The organism is Streptomyces sp. NPDC058371, assembly GCF_042723265.1.
GTDB lineage: Bacteria > Actinomycetota > Actinomycetes > Streptomycetales > Streptomycetaceae > Streptomyces.
This window is the reverse complement of record NZ_JBHXJC010000009.1, coordinates 103,097-120,888: the sequence shown is the minus strand read 5'-3', so window position 1 is coordinate 120,888 and position 17,792 is coordinate 103,097. Positions and strand designations below refer to the sequence as shown.

Here is a 17,792-nt window from a genome sequence, read left to right as displayed (position 1 = left end):
GACGCTAGGGGGAGCAGAGAAGGCATGGCCAATTTCTCGAAGTCGAATGTGCCGCAGTTCTCGGTGGACGTGTACCAGAACGAGTACCTGCCCGAGGGCGGCCGCGAGGTCAACGCGATCGTGACGGTGAGCGCGACCGGTGGCGGCACCGTCGGAAGCGTCGTCGCCGCCCCGCTGTACACCGCGGGCCAGGCCCCGGACGCGGCCGTGGCCATCATGGTCGACTGTTCGGGCTCGATGGACTATCCGTCGGCCAAGATGCGCGGCGCGCGGGAGGCGACGGCCGCCGCGATCGACGCCGTCCGTGACGGTGTGCACTTCGCGGTGATCGGCGGCACGCATGTCGCCAAGGAGATCTTCCCGGCGGGCGGCCGGCTCGCGGTGGCCGACGCGGGGACCCGCGAGCAGGCCAAGCAGGCCCTGCGCAGGCTGAGCGCCGGCGGCGGCACCGCGATCGGCACCTGGCTGCGTCTCGCCGACCGTCTGCTGTCCTCGGCCGACGTCTCGATACGGCACGGCATCCTGCTCACCGACGGCCGCAACGAGCACGAGTCACCGGAGGACCTGAAGGCCGCCCTGGACTCCTGCGCGGGTCGTTTCACCTGTGACGCGCGCGGTGTCGGCACGGACTGGGAGGTCAAGGAGGTCACGGGGATCGCCTCCGCGCTGCTCGGCACCGCCGACATCGTCGCCGATCCGGCCGCCCTGTCCGCCGACTTCACGCAGATGATGGAGACGGCCATGGGCAAGGAGGTCGCGGACGTCGCGCTGCGGCTGTGGACGCCGGTCGGCACGGAGATCAAGTTCGTCAAGCAAGTGGCCCCCACGGTCGAGGAGTTGACCGAGCGCCGCACCGAGGCGGGCCCGCGCGCCGGCGACTATCCCACCGGCTCCTGGGGCGACGAGTCCCGTGACTACCACGTGTGCGTGGAGGTCCCCACGGCCGACATCGGCCAGGAGATGCTCGCCGCCCGGGTCTCCCTGGTGATCCCGCAGAGCGACGGAAGCGTGCAGAACCTCGGCGCGCAGGGTCTCGTACGGGCCGTGTGGACCGAGGACATGGTGGCGTCGACGTCGATCAACCCTCAGGTCGCGCACTACACAGGCCAGGCGGAACTGGCACAAGTCATCCAACAAGGTCTCGATGCGCGCAAACTGGGAGATGTCGACGGAGCAACAGCCAAGCTGGGCCGTGCCGTTCAGCTCGCGAGCGCGTCGGGGAATGCCGATACGGCGAAACTGCTTGCGAAGGTGGTGGACGTGGTCGATGCCGCGGCAGGTACTGTGCGATTGAAGGCAAGGGTCGAGGAAGCCGACGAAATGACCCTTGAGACACGGTCCACAAAGACTGTTCGTGTAAAGAAGTAGCGAGCCCGGATCCTCAGGGATTACGGAGAAACCCGGTCATAACGGCCGGAAAAGGAGAGGGGGAAGCGCCGACATGCCGACCTGCCCGAACGGACACCAGTCGGGTTCCGACGACTGGTGCGAGGTCTGCGGTCACCGCATGGCCGGTGCCGTGCCCCCGCCCCCTCCGCCACCGCCCCCCGCCGGTTACGGCTATCCGCCGCCTGGTTCGCCCCCGCCGCCGCCCGGTGCGGGCGGGCGCCAGCAGCACCTCTCGGCCGGACCCGGACCCGAGCCGGAGCTCTGCCCGCAGTGCCGCACGCCCCGCGAGGGCGGTGCGCCGTTCTGCGAGGAGTGCCGGTGGAACTTCCTGACCAACACCGCGACCTCGTACACCCCGGCGGCGCCGCGTCCGCCGGCCCCCGGTCAGGGAGCTCCCGGTCAGGGAGCCCCCGGTCCCGGTGGTCCGGGCCAGGCGCAGCGGTTCCCGCAGCCGCCCGGCCCGTCCTTCGGCGGCGGTGACTCGTACGACTACCAGAGCTCCCGGCCCTCGCAGGTGAACCGGCCCGCCGAGCCGATCCCGCCGTACGGCCAGGACCCGTCGGGCCCCTCCGGCCCGCCCGGTCCCCCCGGCTTCGGCGGCGATCCCTCGCGCCCCGGTCCTTCGGCCTTCGGCGGCGACCCCTCGCGGCCGGTTCCGCCGCCGCCCGGGCCGACGCCCGGCAGCGCGGGCGGTCCCGGTGGCCAGGGTCCCGGTGGCCAGGGTGGTCCCGGTGTTCCGCAGGCGTTCCAGCAGGCGGGGCCGCCGGCTCCGCCCGTGTTCCCGGGAGAGCGGCAGGAGCCGCAGGCTCCCGGGCACCGTGGCGGCCCGGCCTTCGGCGAGGACGACTGGGTGATCCCGCCGCCGTCGAACGGCACGCCCGGTGGCCCGGGCGGTCCCGGTCAGCAGCAAGGCCAGCACCAAGGCCAGCACCAGGGTCAGGGCCAGCCGCAGGCACAGCCACAGGCACCGCAGGGTGGCTACGGCTATCCGCAGGCCGCCGCCACCCAGGCCCCGCCGGGCCCAGGCCCCGGCTATCAGCAGCAGCCGCTGACCTGGACCGCGACGATCGGCCCCGACCGCGCGTACTTCATGGCGATGATGCAGCGCTCGGGACCGGAGGCCGCGGGTCTCAACCTGCCCGCGTACTCGCCCGAGCAGCAGCGCCCGCTCATCGGCAACCAGCTGACCATCGGCCGGCGCCGCCACTCCACCGGCGACATCCCCGACATCGATCTGTCGGTGCCGCCGGAGGACCCGGGCGTCTCGCACCAGCACGCGGTCCTGGTCCAGCAGCCGGACGGCAGCTGGGCGGTCGTCGACCAGAACTCCACCAACGGGACCACGGTCAACGGCGGCGAGGAGCCCATCCAGCCGTTCGTCCCCGTACCGCTTCAGGACGGGGACCGGGTGCACGTCGGAGCCTGGACGACGATCACCATCCGCCGGGGCTGAGCCCCTCTCGTACGCGTACGGGGATCACGGCAGCGGCCAGGCGTAGGGCCCTTGGGGGTCGTCCAGCCACGCCCAGGCGTCCGCGCCGCTGACCGTGACTCCGTACCGTTCGCGCACCGGCTGGTGCTCGCGCTCCCACAGGGCGTACGCGTCGTACGGATCGAGGCTGCCCGCCGTCAGGATCGTCAGGAACCGGAACAGGTCGTCGGTCCTGGCCCAGTACGGCAGGCCGCCCAGCCGCGGCGGCTCCGGTTCGGGCGGGGTGTCGCCGCGCAGCGGCACGAAGAAGGCCGGGGTGTGCAGAAAGTGCCCTTCGGCGTACCCGGCCTCCCGCACCCGCAGGGCGATCAGACCGGTGGCCAGCGGAGCGAGGATCCGGGCGCCCGGCCTGCACTGGGCGAGCCAGGGGCGCGGGATCGAGGTCATTGTGCAGGTCGCGATGATCCGGTCGAAGGGCGCGCGCTCGGGAACTCCGCGCGCGCCGTCGCCGGTGACGACGGCGGGGTGGTGACCGGCGGTGGCCAGATGGCGCCGGGCGGACTCGGTGATCTCCGGGTCGAGGTCGACGGTGGTGACCTGGTCGTCGCCGAGGCGGTGGCCGAGCAGGGCCGCGTTGTATCCGGTGCCGGCGCCGATCTCCAGGACCGCGTCCCCGTCCCGCACCTCCAGTTCGGTCAGCATCTTCGCCATCAGCGAGGGCTGGCTGCTGGAGGAGACCAGCTCCCCGTCCCGCATCCGGGTGGCCAGCGGGACGTCGGCGTACGCACCGCGCAGCCAGGCCTCCCGCCGGTGCGGGTCGGGGTCCTCTCCCCACCTCCGCTCGTGGCCGCCCATGACGCCCACGTAGTAGTACGGCACGAAGAGGTGACGCGGGACGGCCTCGAACGCCGACCGCCACACCGGGTCGGCGTCCCAGGCCCCGCTCGCGTCGATCTCGCGCACCAGTGCCGCCCGCGCCGAGGCGGCGAGGTCGTCCAGGTCGTGGTCGAGAGCGTGCGCACCCATACCTCCACTGTGCTGCGCGCCGGGCCGGGAGGCGAGCGCCGGACTCGGCCGATCCGGAATCCGTACCTCAGCCACTGCCCACGGGATCCGTACGTCAGCCACTGCCCACGGAAGCCGTACGTCAGCCGGTGCCCACGGAAGCCGCTGCCCGCGGGATCCGCACCTCAGCCAGTGCCCACGGAAGCCACTGCCCACGGAGCCGGCCGGAAACCGTCCTTCGGAGGTGAGTGGTCCTAAGCCTTGAGTCCTCGGTAATGCACGGGCCGTTTGTAACAACTTTGAGCTACCGCTGAACGCCCAGCTCAGAGTGGGTGCGTGAAGAGGCCCGGCAGCCGGTTCCGGAGCGTAGTCAGTCCCGCCACGGCATGATCACCCGCGTCAGGGCACGGTCGTGCAGCCGGGCGCGCAGCTCCGGGGGCCACGACTTGATCGCCTCCGCGTCCGCGTCGGCCACGGCGGGCGGGGCAACGGGGCGTTGGGCGGCCGGGGTGCGCTCAGGGCGGGTACGGCGCCGACGGGCCCGCTCCAGCTCGGCGGACAGCTCCGCCACGCGCTCCAAGTCAGGAGTCTCCAGGGAGAGTTCGGCGGTCAGGTCCGCCCGGATGGTGCGCCTAGTCCTCACCGTCGTCCTCCTCGTCGAGCAGGGCACGGGCCCGGGACAGGATGTCGTCCGCGTCGTCCGGCGGGCGGTCGCTCCGGCCCGGCGGCAAGGCAAGCTGCGCCACCGTGGGCGCTCGCTGAGGCTCCACGGCCGCGACCCTGTAGCGCAGCCCGTCCGGCCCGTCGATGTACAGGACCCCGTCCTCGGTGTACGGCGTGGGTGCGACGGCCAGCGGGGGCATGGGCTCAGGCGGGGTGAACTCACCGCCCTCCAGGGCCTTGAGGCGTCCGGCGGCGGCCTCCAGGCCGTACGCCCGCCGGTCGGGCGGCAGGCCTACCGCAGCGAACCCGGCCATGATCGCCTCCACCACCTCCGCAGACTCCTCGCTGATGCGGTGCTCCAGGGAGACCGTGAGCGCCTCGGGGGCGTCCGCACCGTGCAGACGGCGGCGGGACTCGTTGACCGCACGCAGGGTGTTGATCGCCTTGAGCTTGGTGTCAGGGTCGTTGGCTGCGGCGTACTGTGCCTGCGCCTTGAGCCAGAGGTCAGAGAGCTCTGCGTCCCGAACGGCGACCATCGAGCCCACGACCGGCCCGAGATGGGCGGCGATGCGCTGCTCGATGATCGCGTGGACGCGACCGGGGCTCAGGCTGACCTCCTTGGCGATCTGACGTTCGGTGAGGCCGCGAACCTTGAGCTTGAAGATCTTCTCGTCCCGCTCGGCGGTGGCTGCCCGGCGGCGGCGGAGCTGCGGTGGTGCACCCATGTGCTTGCCTTTCTGTGCTTGGCCAGTGGGGCGGGTGGGGCTCAGGGGGTGAGGGCGTCTGCCAGCTCGCACAGCACGTTGACGGCGTTGTCGCAGGCGTTCTCGGCGGCGAGGTGCCAGGCGTCGAGCGCCCGGGTCCAACAATCGCCTCGGGGGCGGTGAGGCCCTGTGCGCCCGCGCACGCGCATCACGCACGGGCGGCCGACGGGAGCGTGGCACCACCGGCACGGGAAGTCCTCCGGCCGGGGCTTGGAGACCCGGGCGGCGTAGCGGTCCCGGGCCTCCGTGCAGGCGTCGATCAGGGCTGTGGTCATGACCGGGCCTCCTGGGCCGCGCGCACCATGTCGGGTGCGGAGGGCAGCGTCCCGGCGAGCACCGGGCAGCCGTCGTCGTGACTGATCCACAGGTGGTTGATGCCACGCTCGTCCTTCGTCGTACGGGTGGTGCTGTTGCAGTGCCCGCACTCGTACGCAGAGGCGAGCCGCGCCGCCATCGGCTCCGGGCGCTCCCGGCGGGGCTTGTTGGGCTTACGTCGGCCCATGATCGTTCCTCCTTCTCGTCGATCTTGGTTGGGGGTGATACCCGCCCTCGGGTATCAGGGGGCCGAACTGATACCCGGGTACCGATACCGGGTATCAGTTCCGGCGGGTATCGGTACCGCCCGTTCGAGGCTCTGACCAGGGCTTATGGTGATACCCAAGATCCGGGTATCACCGGGTATCACTCGGTACCGCCCCTGATACCCGGAGCGGTGGGGGGTCCGTAGGACCCCCTCCGGTATCGGGTACCGCCGCCTGCTTTTCAGCCCTGTGGTTTCGGGCCTTGATCGCACGGTCCTTGAGGTTCTTGCGAAGGGGGATCTTGACCCCTTCGCCGTCCATCCACTTGTGCGTCTCGTTGATGCCGCGCCCCGTGGGCACCCCGGCCTCGTCCATCTTTCGGATGACCCACTCGATGCGGTCCTCGTCCGTCCACTTCGGCTCCTCCTTCTCCTCCGGGACGAACGGGTCCGGCGACTCGAACACGGTCCGCACAGGCCCAGCCGGAGCGCCCTTCTCCGCCTCCGAGGTCATGACGGCCGTGGCGACGGTCTTGCCGACCTGATCCCCGAGGGCGCCTTGGTTGTCCTTGCGGAGGATGAGCCGCGTACGCCCCGTCAGGCCGGGCTTCAGCGGGGCCTCGAACTGGCACTCGTACAGGGCGCCTTGTACCGCCTGTGCCTTGCGGATGGAGCCCGCCTGACGGTCCTTGGACTCGTGGCCGACGTGGTCCACGAACACCCCGCACGCGCCGTGCAGAGTGAACGGCGCGAAGAACTCCCGCACCGCGTTGTCGATGCCGCCGGGGTGGTAGGGGTCGCCCCCGAGCGACGTGACCGCCGGGTTCAGGGCGTCCAGGGTCACGAGCTTGACCGCGCGCTGCACGTCAGCCGTCAGGGCGTCGCGGTCGAGCGTGGAGTACAGCACGTGGAACCGGCCCCGGATGTCCTCGGCCGCCGCACCGGCGTGAAGCAGCCGGGCCACGATCACCATCACCGGGTTGTTGTCGAACTCCCAGTGCACGACGATCCCACCGTCGGCGAGGATGCGGGCCTCCACCTCGGCCTGGATGACCGACTTGCCGACCGAGGCGTCTCCGTAGACCCCGTTCACGAGCCCGGGATAGAACAGTCCGCCCGCCCCTGTGCCCGCCAGCCGGGCCACGGTCGGGATGACCGCCGCCTCCCCGCTCAGCACGGCGTCCAGGGCCTGCGAGACGGTCATGGTGGTTGTGGCCCGCTGGCTCGCCTCCCACTGGCTCACGAGCCGCTGAGCCGCCTTGTACTCCAGCATCCTCTCGGCGGCCTCCCGGACGGCCGGGCTGACGTCCGGAGCGAACACCTCCAGCTCGGTCGGCTCCGGCGCCTCGGCGTCCCCTGCCGGGTCCGGTGCGTCGGCCACGGCCCGCTCCAGCAGGTCCGTGAACTCTGCCTCCCGGCCCCCGCCCGTGGCCGCTTTCCAGTCCGCTTCGAGGAGATCGAACACACCGGCCGCACTGACCTTGCCCTCGGCCGCCGAACGCGCCGCCCACCCGAGTGCCTTGAGCATGGTGTCGTGTCGGCATCCGCCCCGGGAGTCGAACGACTCCCTGATCCGGGCCACCCGTGCCGGGTCCGATTCCTTCGTGTACGTGTCCGTGAAGGTGTCCACGTCCAGACCTGCCCCGGGACCGTTCTCCCGCTGCGGCTTGGACAGGTCGTCGAGCCAGGCCTGGGGCAGCGCGGCGAACTGGTCCAGGGCCGGAGGGGTGTCCGAGCGCCGCCCGTTGTACCAGGCGTACTCCCGGCCGCTCGGGTGCACGGACGGCCACACGATCGCGTACCTGTGGTGGTGCTGGATGACCTCGATGTCCGGGGCCGCGTTGCCCCTCAGCTCACCGCAGTCCTCGGGCACCCGGAAGAAGTAGATCCGGCTCGGTCCGTCGCCGCGCGACGTGGACGACCAGGTGGCCGGGAGGGGTCCGAGCCGGGACTCAAGCTCCGCGAGCTGGTCCGCCCCGTGCTTGTCCTCGTACTGGTCCACGTCCAGGCCGATGATCCCGAGCGGGAGCCTCCAGCCGATGTTGTGATCCCCGTACATACGCACCGCGTCCGGGCCCGTGTACTGCTCGGGCGTGGTCTGGACGCCGTCCCTGCCCGTCACGCCCTTCAGGGCGAGCATCTTGTCCGAGGCGTTGACCGGGACCATGCCCGTGTATCCGAGGGGCGCGTACACCCGTCCGGCACGCTTGAAGGGCCCGCCACTCTGCGGGGTGTCGAAAGGGTCAGCCACGGCGACCGCCCCGTCATACGTCGTCGAATTAGCTTTATCGCCGACAGGCCGGGGTACGATTATCTCGGAGTCGTTGGCGCGATCCACTTCCGGGAGCCGCTCCCCTTGAGCAAGGGGGCGGCTTTCGTGTGTCTGGCTCATTCCGCCGACCCCCCGTTGACCGGACGCAACAGCGGACGCAGTTTTTCGATCTGCTCGTCGGTGAGTTCCGGGGCGCGGTCGACGATCCGCTTGACGTAGGCGTCGAGCGTCGCGTGCACGGCTTTCCCGCCCTTGCGATTCCGTTCGAGGACGGCCTCGCTGACGGTGTACTTCCGGGGCATGAAGGCTCCACGAAGATGAGTGATCTTCGTGGCCCCGGGTGCCTTCCCGTTCCACACTGCGGGCTGAGCCTCGGGACGGGGTGAGCATCCCCCACGGGTCTGTGCCCGGCTGGTCCCGCCGCACGCTCCGGCCGTATCGGCTCCCAGGAGCGTGCGGGTCTACCCCTATTATGCCCGGCCAATTCCACCCGGTAAACGCTCCCGGAAACCGAGCTTGTAAAGGTCTTGTGTTTTAACTAAACAAGCACCCGACAGCTGCCGGCTCTGGATTCACTAAATAGAAAGGGACGCACCCCGTATTCACTCGGCCGGAGGGCTACGGGGCGCGTCCAAAGAAAGCGTACCCTCTGCTTTAGTAACCCGTCGCCGCTGAATAAGGGGCACACCCCAATGGAATCAATACCCGTCGCCGACGCAGCCCGTTCGCTCTCCATATCCTCCGTCGCCGCGTACGAGGCGATGCACGCCGGGCGCCTCGCGCAGCTGCCCGGCTCCGCCCCCGCCCGGGTGTCCCTGGCCTCCGTGCAGCGGCTCGCCACCGAGCGCCGGACCGAGGCCCTGCGTCGCCGGGGCGACCTGTCCGCGCTCGCCCGGAGCGTGGACGCGACCCTGCACCCACCGGCGGACGCAGACGGACGGGTCTCCTTCACCGGCCGCGTCGTCGGACGCAGGGCGCTCCGGCTGCTGCCCACCGACGCGTTCGCCATCTTCGGTCGAGACGTCCTTGAGGCAGCGGCGAGCCGCAACAAGCTCCGCAAAGGCGGCGGGTGTCCGACATGCTGGGCGCGCATGGGCGCGGCCGTGCACGGCACCCGGGCCCCGCGCGACGACGAGGCCCACCGGGTCCTGCTGGGTGAGGCGTGCACAGCCGACCGTGGGGCGTGGGCAGCCGAGGCAGCCGCCCGCCGCCGGGAACTCGACCGGCTCCGGCTCGCCGAGAACGCCAAGCGCCAGCAGGCCGAACAGGACCGTGCGGCAGCGGAGTTCAGCGCAGCCCAGGACGCCGCCCGTACGGCCGCTCAGCGGCTGCGGACGGCGACCCAGGGGTACGCCCCCCTCAACCCCGCCGTGGTCGCCTCAGCGACGACTCAGGCCCGTCAGCGTGGTGCCTTCCGGGCAGCGTCCAAGTGGCCCGCTGGGTGCGACTGCGACGCCACCCACCAGTGCGCGAAGCACGCCGTCATTGACGCTCAGGCGCGCCCGTTCCGGAGGACCGGCCGATGAGCGCCGGATGCGCCTGTACCGGCGGGGGACGCAACATCCGCCCGTGCCTCCTGCACTACGGCGAGCTGCCCCCGGCTGAGCGGAGCCGCGTCCAGATCCGGCTCGGCATCTCCAACCCCCGACCTACGAGGAGGAGTTGACCGTGGAGCAACGTGAACTGATCGTGGCCGCCGGGCGCGAAGCCATCGCCGACGTCCAGCGTGCGGCGGACGAAGCCGTGGCCGCCGTGGTCCGCGTGATCGAGGCCGAGACAGGCGTCACCCTCGCCGTCCCGGCCGCGCCCTCGGTCATGGACGCCACCCGGTCTCAGCTCACGGCGGCCGACGCCCGAGCGCAGCACGCCGTGGCCGCCATGGACATCGTGCTCCGCCGGTGGACGTGGGGCGACGCGCAGACCCTCGGAGAGCTGATGCCCGAACTCCCTGAAGACGTCCGCGAGCAGGTCGTTGATCACCTGGTGCGGGCAGGCCTCTCCTGATGGGCGGCTCCGAGGCGATCAGCCCTGCGCAGCGGCGCCGGGTGCTCGCGGTGGTCCGGGCGTTCCCGGGGCTGACGGCAGCCGAACTTCTCGCCGCCACCGACTCGGCCACCGTGCGCAGTTGGTTGCCGCAGGTGCTGCGGAACCTGCGCGAGTGCGCCATCGTCCGGGTGGAGGAAGGGCGGTACTGGCCCACCTGAACTGGCGGCCTGCTTGCCGGCTGAACACGAAGGAGCCCCGCCGGGGCGTACCCGGGCGGGGCTCCTTGTGCGTGGGGCTCTACTTGTGGCTGTCGTCCGTCAGCCGCTTCCCTTCTCGCTGCTGGAGGCAGCGGGAGTACGCGCTGTTCTGGTGGAAGTCGGTGGCCGCCGTGCGCACGGCTTCGGCCTGGCTGATGCCGACCTGCTTGCGGCACACCTCGGTGTCCGCCACCTGCGGGTCGCTCTGTGCGTTGAAGTACAGGAAGCCGACGAAGCCGCAGACGATCATGGCCATGCCCATCTTGTCTCGTCCGTTACTGGCCATGGCGGTTGCTCCTTCGGGTGGTGGTGCGCCGGTAGCCGAGCGGGCCCGGCAGGTCGGCAGACGTGGTGGTCCGGCCGGTGGTGGACCAGGTGCGGCTCAGCGGGCCGACCTTGACCGTGACGCTGACCGACTTCCGGCCCAGGTTCAGCCGGACGCCGGGGAGGATCTTGATGCTTTTGCGGAACGTGACCGTCATGCTCAGACTCCCGGGATAGCGGCGATGGCTGCCTGGACGAATTCCTGCGGGCCGCCCATCAGCAGCACGACCGCAGCCGCCGCAACCACGGCGGGGAGCCGGTGTTGCTTGCCGACGGCGAGGACCACCACGAGGGCGACGAGTGCGGCGAGGCCGATCATGCGTAGCCCCCTTCCAGCCGGACCGTGCGGACGTGACGCCGGACGGTCTCGGGGTTGGCGTCCGGCAGCGCCCGGACGACGTCGCCCGGTTCGGTGGTGCCGGACTCGTACAGGGTGCGGACCCGGTCCTTGACGGATCCGGAATCCGGATCGGTCCGGACGGATCCGGATCCGGCGGACTGGGCAGTCCGGATCCGCTCCGCCGCGTCCTCCACCTCGGCCTGCAACCGGTCTGCCGTCAGGCCACCCGTGGCCGGAGTGCGCCACTCGATCTCAGTGACGGATCCGCCGGAGGACAGTGCCTCCGCCTCCTCACGGGCCTTGGCCTTCGAGCGCTCAAGCTGACGGCGTACGGCGACGAGTGCGCGCTCACCGTCGGTCTCCGAGCGCTCAGCCGCGACCCACTGAGCGGTAGCGGTGTCGAGCCGGGCCTCGGTCGTCCTCATGACCACGGCCCAGAAGGACTTGGCGACGAGGCTGACGGCGGCACCCGCGATGCCGATCCACAGGAAGCCGCCCACGGCCCCGTGAGCCGCGATAAGGGCCATGGACAGAGCCAGGGCCGCCCAGCCCATACGGCGCGGCAGAGAGGCTCGCTGGGAGTCGTACCGGGCGATCCACTCCAGGGTCATCAGGCCTATCCACGTCGCATCGAAGACGCACGCGATGCCGTAGCTGATAGCCGGGTTGAACGCGGCCGAGAGGAGCCCACCGATGGCCACGGTCGACCACACGATGGCCCCGGTGACGATGAGCACCGCGAGGCCGGTAACAGCCGCGAGAGCCTGGGCGTCGCGGTCCGGCGGAGCAACGGGGACCCGGACGGTGTACTGCTCGTCCACCTGGTGCGTGGTCCCGTCGATGGTCTTCGGCCGGGTCCGTGTCCGGCGCTCGGTGGTGTACTTCATGAGTAGTCCTCTTCCTGTGCGTTCACGTGGGGGAGGGTGAAGCCGCCCGGGGTCTCTTCGACCAGCCCCCGGGCGGCGAGTCGGGTGAGCTTGCGGTGCACGGAGCCGGGGTTGCGGCCGGTGGCACGGGCGATCTCCCGCACGCCTGCCGAGCCCCCGAGCAGCGCCCGTTCGATCTCCTCGGCGAAGGCGTCCGTACGCGTTGCGTTGCGTGTTGCGTGTTGCGGACGTCCGCCCAGGTCAGAGGCGTGGGCAACGGGTGCAACGGCAACGCGCTTGCGCAGGTCCACCGGCATCGCGAACTCGGGTGCCGCGTACGGCCCCTGACGGGTGAGGGCGGCCAGCCGACCCGCCGACAGCCAGAGCCCGTACACGACCCGGGGCGCAGTCATGGCGCGGACCGGCGTCCAGATGAGCATCTGGCCCGAGCGCATCAGCCGGTGCGGCGCCCACCCGGCGGCCACGAGTTCCTTGAGCGCGACAGTCGCGGCCTCGCGGGTCTGGAGCTGGTGGACGAGCTTGCAGGTGAACTGGTCGCGGATCTCGGAGGGGACGCTGTCCGTCTTTGGGTCCTGGAGCCCGAACCACAGGTGCACGCCGAGTTCCCGGCCGGTCTGGATGACCGTGATCAGGTCGCGTAGCCCGGACGCGGACAGCATGTTGAGCAGCCGGGACTCGTCCATGATGATCGCCAGGTGCGGCGGCTCGGCCATGAGTGCGCGGGCAGGCAACTCCCGGCCGACGAGGTCCCGCAGCCGGGCCTCGATCGCGTCCATCGTGTCCAGGACGGGGCACTTGCCCCGGTAGGCGCGGACCGAGGCCCCCCATTTTCCGTCCCATGCCTCCAGCGACCAGCGGGGGTTGCCCAGGGCCCAGGCAGCGAGGACGCGGAGAGCGGACGACTTCCCGGATCCGGTCAGACCGACGACCAGGATGTGCTGCGCCGGATCGATCCGCTCGAACCGGCCCCAGGGCCCCCGGCGGGCGACGCGGACGTAGGGGCGGATCCGGGAATCCGGACGCCAGGCGAACAGGCGGATCCGGACCGGATCCGGGGTGGCCGTCAGGATCCGCTGCATCAGCGGACGGCGCGCCTCCTCCTGCTGCTTGGCGGCCTTGCCCGCCACGATCGCCCGGCGGGCTTCGCGGACGGCCCGGTACGCCTTGAGCCGGGCCCGGCCGTACAGCCAGGCGACGACGGCGGCACCGATGAGGAGGTACGTCACGACGCGCCCCCGTCCATGGGGCGTGCGGCGCGGCGGACATCACGCGCTGAGACCTTGATCAGGCGGCCTATGCGGTAACCGGGCAGCTCGCCCCGGCCGATCATGGCGCGCACCATCCAGCGCGAGACACCGAGAAGCCGGGCAGCCTCGGCGAGGCCGATCAGGTCGGTGGGTGTGGGTGGGGTCATGTGGGGGCTCCGGTCGGGTCATGACCACAGCCCAGACGCAAAAGAGAGACCACAGCCCTTGCATCTGGGCTGTGGTCTCCTGGTCGTCTGCTGGTCCCAGTAGAGCACAAGTTCGGGTGTTTCGGGGGACCCTGTGGCTCCGGTGCCAACCCCCACTGACCTGGGGTTGTTTAGGTAAATCAGCCGGCAAGCGTCAGCCGGGGTGCTCCGCCAGCACAGCCCGCACCTCGGGCACGTCGTCAAAGGCGGCCAGCCGCCGTAGCACCACCCGCCCTCGCTCGGTGGTGCGTTCGGAGGCCATGTCGGCGGAGAGGTCGAACATGCGCAGGGCTGTGGCGGCGGCCTCTTCAGGTTCGTTGGCGTCGGCGTAGGCGACGGCCAGCCAGGACAGGTACAGGGCCAGCTCCCGGGCGTGCGTGGCGTCGTAGCGGGCGAGCACCGACCGCAGCAGCGGGACGGCTCGCAGCGGGCGCCGCAGCTCCGTGAACACCCGGGCGTCCATAACCTCCAGCTCCTCACGGCTGACCCAGTACGCCCACGCCGGGGCCTCGGGTCCACCGTCCTCTGTCAGTGCCTCGTGCGCCTGGCCGAGAGCACGCATGGCCGGTTGGGGCTGCCCGGCCTGCGCGTGAGCCCAGGCGACGCGATCGAAGAACAGCGCCCGGGTCTGCGCGGGGGCCTCGGGGCCAGCCTCGGCCACGGCGGCGCGGGCCATGTCGAGCCCGTCCAACTCCCTCTCTGTATTCGACAGTTGATAGGCAAGCGACCCAGCAAGGTTGGCCACGAGGGCGCCGTCACCGGCCTGCCGGGCGGCGGAGATACCGAGTCGGTACGCCTGCTCGGCCTGAGCGTGCTGTCCGGCGTCGGAGGCGATCCACCCGGAGATCTGCGCCAGCTCCCCGATCTGCACCAGCAGCGCCCGGCCGGTGGGCTCGGTGTAGGCGGACTCGCGGTGCAGCCGGACGGCGGAGGCGAGTTCACGGAATGCGGGGACGATGAGGTCGCCCCCGGCGAGCACATCGTCCGCCAGTCGCAGACCGTGCACCCGGCCCGCCAGCGCGGCCACAGCGTCGGGCCCGATGCGACGCCCCTGAGCGCCCGTCAGGCGCTCCAGAGGGTCGCCCGGGGGCAACAGCTCGGCCAGCGTGGCGAACGCACCAGGGAGGCGCCACTCAGCCTCTCCCCGGGCATACGCGGCGGCGGCCTCCAGGGTCTCGGGGCGCGCCCCGAGGACGGCGGCCAGCGCGGGCAGCCACGCGTCCGGTACGCGTACGCCCCGCTCCCAGCGGGAGACCTCGTTGCGGGTCAGGGTGGCGACGCCGGACGCCGCACACAGCCGGTCAGCTAGTTGCCTCTGGGACAGGCGGGCGTCCCGGCGCAACCGGCCGAGGTACGCGCCGAACTGCTGCTTGCGCTGCGTGGTGCTCATGCGGGCCCCCTCCTTTAGCTAATTCTGGCCCCTCCCAGGCCCCCTCCGGGGCGCCCCCGGGAGATCCGTAGAAAGACGAAGGTGAGGTGACCTGCGACGGAAGCGAGTGATCATGAGCGAGACGACGATGGCGGGACCGGTGCAGCTCGGCCTGCCACCCCTGGAGCCTGTGCCCGTGGAGGGTTGCGACGTGTGCGGAGCGTTGGCACGGCAGCGCGAGGCGGAGCGCCGGACCGGGAACCTGAGCGAGGTCTCGGACCTGAACGTGGAGATCCGCAGCCACCAGGCGGCGGGACATGGCTGAGTGGCAGTGGAGCGACGGGCGCGGTGGCGGGGGCCACATGCAGGCTGTGGTCAGTAGCAGATACAGCAGGACACAGACCGCGTACCGCGCGTACCTGGATCACTCCATGCTGTGCGACGACTGCGAGTACGGAGAGGAACGGTGCGCCGTGGCCAGGGAGCTGTGGCTCACCTATCGCGAGGCGCGCAACGAGTAGCGACCCCAACAGCACGGAGCCCGGCCGGTGTTGACGCCCGGCCGGGCTCCGTCGCACAAGAGCCCTCAACCGCGTTGTTGGCCCGCAGACTTGCACCCTTCCGTTGTCAGCGGCAACTGCCACAATCCGTGCATGAGTGATGAGCTGGCGTCGCCCGACATGTCCCTGGCCCTCGACGCTCCGAAGAACGCTCCCCTGGTGAGTGAGTGGCTGCTCGGCACGAGCGCTGTGCTCGCGTATCACCTCGGGAAGACCGATACAGCGCGGATGATCGCCGACGTGTCGTCAGTTGAGGTGCGCATCTGGAACACTGAGTACACCCACGAGGGCTACCGGGTCGTGCTAGTGGTGGAGCCGGGCCTGTACACCACGTACAACGAGCGGGAGTTGGAGAGCATCGCTGAAGTGATGCGAGACGTGATGTGGGGGTCGGGCAAGTCCGTCGACGAGCTTGTCGCCCGGCCGTCGATCCCCCGCCTCGGCCCGGACTGGCGCAGTCAGATCAAGACCGCCGACGGCCCCAAGCCGAGCAACCAGGGCCGGAGGCAGCAGCTCGACCCCAGTCATCCGGTGGAGGATCAACTCCGCTTCACCAACGAGTGGGAGTTGGACGTGTACCGGGTACTCAGGGAGCGGCAGGAGTCCCTTCCGGACAACGAGACGATCGGGATCATGCCTCTGGGCGGCATGAGGGTGCGCCGCTGGACGTTCGAACCGGACCTGCTGATCACGTATCGCGGATACGTCGGTGTGATCGAGATCGATGGCCCCCACCACAAAGGCCACGCCGGGCGCGACCACAGCCGCAGCCGTCTATTCCTGCACTCTGGCGTCAAGGTGGTCGACCGGCTGAACGTGGAGGAAGTAAAGAGCCGTGTGGAGGTCGAGAAGTTCGTGGATGACTTCCTGGCTCAGCTCAAGCGTTAGAGCGTATGAAGCCCGCCCCAGTGTTACGTCCCGGGGCGGGCTTCGTCGTATGCGTGGGTCAGGCGGCAGTCTCCCACTTCAGCCGGTCGGTCACCGGATCCCGCCAGCCTTGCGACGGCGTGATCCGTACCTGCCCGAGGAGTACGGGCGACAGCAGCAGCGCCGCAACCGCACGCTGACGGTGCACGTCGGCCGCCATCCACCAGGCGATCAGGTCAGCCCCGGGGTCGGACGGCAGGATGTCCGTGAGCGGGTCGGGGGCGGTGAGCTTGCCGAGCTTCGTCTCCAGGGCGGCGATGTCCGTCTCCAGCTCCTCCATGTCGGCGGTGCGCTGGAGACGAGCGCGGGCCGTCTTGGGCCTGGGTGCGGCCTCCAGCTCCTCCAACTCGCCACGGAGCCCGGCCAGTTCGGTGCGCACGGTGGCCTCTTCTGCGGTGAAGTCGGCGGCCGGGCGGCGCAGACGTGCGTGCCGGTGCGGAGCGGAGAGGTACGCGAGGATGACCCCCAACTGCGGCTCCCCGGCCTCCAGGTCACCGATGACGATCCTGTCGACCTCCGCCTTGTCCACCCGGGCGCAGCCCTTCTTGGCGCACTCGTACCCGGGCGCCCCGTCCTTCCGGCAGCGGACCGTGATCGGGCCGCCGCAGGCGTCGCACCGCAGCGTGGAGGTCAGGACGTGCTGGACGCCGGTGCCGAGGTACGTGCGCCGGGTCGGGTTGGCGAACAGCCTCTGCACCCGGTCGAACAGTTCCCGGGAGACGATCGGCTCGTATCCCTCCCACTGCACCGGCACCCGGGTGCCGTTGTGCTCGCGCAGGCCCGCGTAGACGGCCTTGGTCAGCATCTCCCGGAGGTTGCCGTCGTGGAACGGCTTGCCGGGCACCAGCTTCCCGTCAACCGTGCGGTCAGGGGTACGGATGCCGCGCGTCTTCCAGTCCTGGGCGATGGCGTAGACGGGCTCGGGGAGGTTGTCGTCACTCCCGGCGGCCCGCTCGAACAGCTCGCGGATCAGAGACCCGGTCTCCGGGTCGGGGTACTGGCGGACGCAGCGGGGGCGGCCGTCGATAACCTCGTAGTCCCGGGCGTAGCCGAACGGGATGCGGCCATGCGGGCGGCCCTCCTTGGCGGCGGAGTTCACGCCTCGCAGCGTACGAGCGGAGAGCTTCCGGGCCTCCTTCTCCGCGTCGTTGATGCCCGAGATCAGCTCGGCCCGGTCACTCCAGTTGCGGGGGTCGTAGGTCCGCCCGAGGTCCCCTCCCTGGCTGGTCAGGTGGATCAGATAGCCGCCTGCCTCGCACAGGTCGATGATCGCCACACCCTTGCCCGTCTCGCGGGCGAGGCGGCTGATCTCCCACAGCACCAGTACGTCGCCCGGCTCGCCGAACGCGCCGGAGGTGAGGTCGGCCATCAGCTTGTCGAAGTCGCCTCGGGCCCGGGTGGCGTACTTGGAGGCGGAGCCGGTGTCCTTGTACGGCTCGCCCCAGGTCCACGGGCCGTGCTCGGCTTCGGCTGCGAGGTTCTGGGTGTGCTGGTCGGTGATGCTGCGGGCGGTGCGCCCCCGGCCCTTGCTTACGCGCAGGTACTCCCGCGCGGTCCGGGTTGCCACCTCAGTGGCTATCTGTACGGTTGCGGTCGCCATTGCCCCTCCTCATCACCGTGTGTGCCCTTACACCCCCAATTCTG

At 70.7% G+C, this 17,792-nt stretch carries 23 protein-coding genes; 8 read left to right on the top strand and 15 right to left on the bottom strand.

Annotation, left to right across the window (positions count from 1 at the left end; all coding sequences use genetic code 11):
- Positions 1–24 precede the first annotated feature (24 nt).
- Both ACFWM2_RS25230 and ACFWM2_RS25225 read left to right on the top strand, forming a co-directional pair.
- Positions 25–1,368, top strand: coding sequence for a VWA domain-containing protein (locus ACFWM2_RS25230; RefSeq protein ID WP_383284066.1), 1,344 nt, complete (start codon positions 25–27; stop codon positions 1,366–1,368).
- A gap of 73 nt (positions 1,369–1,441) precedes the next feature.
- Complete coding sequence (locus ACFWM2_RS25225) at positions 1,442–2,842, top strand: FHA domain-containing protein (protein ID WP_383284063.1); 1,401 nt, start codon at positions 1,442–1,444, stop codon at positions 2,840–2,842.
- Positions 2,843–2,866: 24 nt separating this feature from the next.
- Here the strand turns inward: ACFWM2_RS25225 and ACFWM2_RS25220 are convergent, their stop codons facing one another.
- The 7 genes from ACFWM2_RS25220 to ACFWM2_RS25190 form a co-directional block, all read right to left on the bottom strand.
- Positions 2,867–3,847 carry a methyltransferase domain-containing protein gene (locus ACFWM2_RS25220; RefSeq protein WP_383284060.1) on the bottom strand — a complete coding sequence of 327 codons (981 nt, stop codon included), beginning with the start codon at positions 3,845–3,847 and terminating at the stop codon, positions 2,867–2,869.
- A gap of 349 nt (positions 3,848–4,196) precedes the next feature.
- The gene (locus ACFWM2_RS25215) at positions 4,197–4,469 is read right to left on the bottom strand and encodes a hypothetical protein (RefSeq protein ID WP_383284057.1); all 273 of its coding nucleotides are present in this window, start codon (positions 4,467–4,469) and stop codon (positions 4,197–4,199) included.
- Positions 4,459–5,214 carry a hypothetical protein gene (locus tag ACFWM2_RS25210; protein WP_383284054.1) on the bottom strand — a complete coding sequence of 252 codons (756 nt, stop codon included), beginning with the start codon at positions 5,212–5,214 and terminating at the stop codon, positions 4,459–4,461. The genes ACFWM2_RS25215 and ACFWM2_RS25210 overlap by 11 nt, the downstream gene beginning before the upstream one ends.
- 41 nt (positions 5,215–5,255) lie before the next feature.
- A complete protein-coding gene (locus ACFWM2_RS25205) occupies positions 5,256–5,528 on the bottom strand; it encodes a hypothetical protein (protein ID WP_383284052.1) in 273 nt (90 codons plus the stop codon).
- Complete coding sequence (locus tag ACFWM2_RS25200) at positions 5,525–5,755, bottom strand: hypothetical protein (protein WP_383284050.1); 231 nt, start codon at positions 5,753–5,755, stop codon at positions 5,525–5,527. The genes ACFWM2_RS25205 and ACFWM2_RS25200 overlap by 4 nt, the downstream gene beginning before the upstream one ends.
- Positions 5,756–5,924: 169 nt before the next feature.
- A complete protein-coding gene (locus tag ACFWM2_RS25195; RefSeq protein ID WP_383284047.1) occupies positions 5,925–8,024 on the bottom strand; it encodes a bifunctional DNA primase/polymerase in 2,100 nt (699 codons plus the stop codon).
- A 137-nt stretch (positions 8,025–8,161) separates the two neighbouring features.
- The gene (locus ACFWM2_RS25190) at positions 8,162–8,347 is read right to left on the bottom strand and encodes a hypothetical protein (protein WP_383284044.1); all 186 of its coding nucleotides are present in this window, start codon (positions 8,345–8,347) and stop codon (positions 8,162–8,164) included.
- Positions 8,348–8,737: 390 nt separating this feature from the next.
- On the opposite strand from ACFWM2_RS25190, the gene ACFWM2_RS25185 reads away from it, so the two are divergent.
- The 3 genes from ACFWM2_RS25185 (at position 8,738) to ACFWM2_RS25175 (ending at position 10,249) form a co-directional block, all read left to right on the top strand.
- A complete protein-coding gene (locus ACFWM2_RS25185; protein ID WP_383284041.1) occupies positions 8,738–9,571 on the top strand; it encodes a hypothetical protein in 834 nt (277 codons plus the stop codon).
- Between the two features lie 142 nt (positions 9,572–9,713).
- Positions 9,714–10,049 (top strand): hypothetical protein, encoded by a 336-nt coding sequence (locus ACFWM2_RS25180; RefSeq protein WP_383284038.1) that lies wholly within the window; start codon positions 9,714–9,716, stop codon positions 10,047–10,049.
- On the top strand, positions 10,049–10,249 hold the full coding sequence (locus ACFWM2_RS25175) for a hypothetical protein (protein WP_383284035.1): 201 nt from the start codon (positions 10,049–10,051) through the stop codon (positions 10,247–10,249). The genes ACFWM2_RS25180 and ACFWM2_RS25175 overlap by 1 nt, the downstream gene beginning before the upstream one ends.
- Positions 10,250–10,328: 79 nt before the next feature.
- On the opposite strand, the gene ACFWM2_RS25170 is transcribed toward ACFWM2_RS25175, so the two are convergent.
- The 7 genes from ACFWM2_RS25170 to ACFWM2_RS25140 form a co-directional block, all read right to left on the bottom strand.
- Complete coding sequence (locus tag ACFWM2_RS25170) at positions 10,329–10,574, bottom strand: hypothetical protein (protein ID WP_383284032.1); 246 nt, start codon at positions 10,572–10,574, stop codon at positions 10,329–10,331.
- Positions 10,564–10,770 (bottom strand): DUF4236 domain-containing protein, encoded by a 207-nt coding sequence (locus tag ACFWM2_RS25165; protein ID WP_383284029.1) that lies wholly within the window; start codon positions 10,768–10,770, stop codon positions 10,564–10,566. The genes ACFWM2_RS25170 and ACFWM2_RS25165 overlap by 11 nt, the downstream gene beginning before the upstream one ends.
- Positions 10,771–10,772: 2 nt before the next feature.
- Entirely contained in the window at positions 10,773–10,931 is a 159-nt protein-coding gene (locus ACFWM2_RS25160; RefSeq protein ID WP_383284026.1) for a hypothetical protein, read from the bottom strand.
- Positions 10,928–11,839: a hypothetical protein gene (locus tag ACFWM2_RS25155; RefSeq protein WP_383284023.1), complete on the bottom strand. Its 912-nt coding sequence runs from the start codon at positions 11,837–11,839 to the stop codon at positions 10,928–10,930. Before ACFWM2_RS25155 ends, ACFWM2_RS25160 begins: the two co-directional genes overlap by 4 nt.
- Positions 11,836–13,065 carry a helix-turn-helix domain-containing protein gene (locus ACFWM2_RS25150; protein ID WP_383284021.1) on the bottom strand — a complete coding sequence of 410 codons (1,230 nt, stop codon included), beginning with the start codon at positions 13,063–13,065 and terminating at the stop codon, positions 11,836–11,838. Before ACFWM2_RS25150 ends, ACFWM2_RS25155 begins: the two co-directional genes overlap by 4 nt.
- Positions 13,062–13,253, bottom strand: a complete 192-nt coding sequence (locus ACFWM2_RS25145) for a helix-turn-helix domain-containing protein (RefSeq protein ID WP_383284018.1) — start codon at positions 13,251–13,253, stop codon at positions 13,062–13,064. Before ACFWM2_RS25145 ends, ACFWM2_RS25150 begins: the two co-directional genes overlap by 4 nt.
- A gap of 193 nt (positions 13,254–13,446) precedes the next feature.
- A complete protein-coding gene (locus tag ACFWM2_RS25140) occupies positions 13,447–14,682 on the bottom strand; it encodes a helix-turn-helix domain-containing protein (RefSeq protein ID WP_383284016.1) in 1,236 nt (411 codons plus the stop codon).
- A 112-nt stretch (positions 14,683–14,794) separates the two neighbouring features.
- Between ACFWM2_RS25140 and ACFWM2_RS25135 the strand changes: the two genes are divergently transcribed.
- The 3 genes from ACFWM2_RS25135 to ACFWM2_RS25125 all read left to right on the top strand — a co-directional run bounded on the left by ACFWM2_RS25135 (position 14,795) and on the right by ACFWM2_RS25125 (position 16,109).
- Entirely contained in the window at positions 14,795–14,986 is a 192-nt protein-coding gene (locus tag ACFWM2_RS25135; protein ID WP_383284013.1) for a hypothetical protein, read from the top strand.
- Positions 14,979–15,182 (top strand): hypothetical protein, encoded by a 204-nt coding sequence (locus tag ACFWM2_RS25130; protein ID WP_383284010.1) that lies wholly within the window; start codon positions 14,979–14,981, stop codon positions 15,180–15,182. The genes ACFWM2_RS25135 and ACFWM2_RS25130 overlap by 8 nt, the downstream gene beginning before the upstream one ends.
- A 132-nt stretch (positions 15,183–15,314) precedes the next feature.
- Positions 15,315–16,109 carry a hypothetical protein gene (locus tag ACFWM2_RS25125; RefSeq protein WP_383284007.1) on the top strand — a complete coding sequence of 265 codons (795 nt, stop codon included), beginning with the start codon at positions 15,315–15,317 and terminating at the stop codon, positions 16,107–16,109.
- A gap of 58 nt (positions 16,110–16,167) precedes the next feature.
- On the opposite strand, the gene ACFWM2_RS25120 is transcribed toward ACFWM2_RS25125, so the two are convergent.
- Complete coding sequence (locus ACFWM2_RS25120) at positions 16,168–17,748, bottom strand: recombinase family protein (protein WP_383284005.1); 1,581 nt, start codon at positions 17,746–17,748, stop codon at positions 16,168–16,170.
- Between the last annotated feature and the right edge of the window lie 44 nt (positions 17,749–17,792).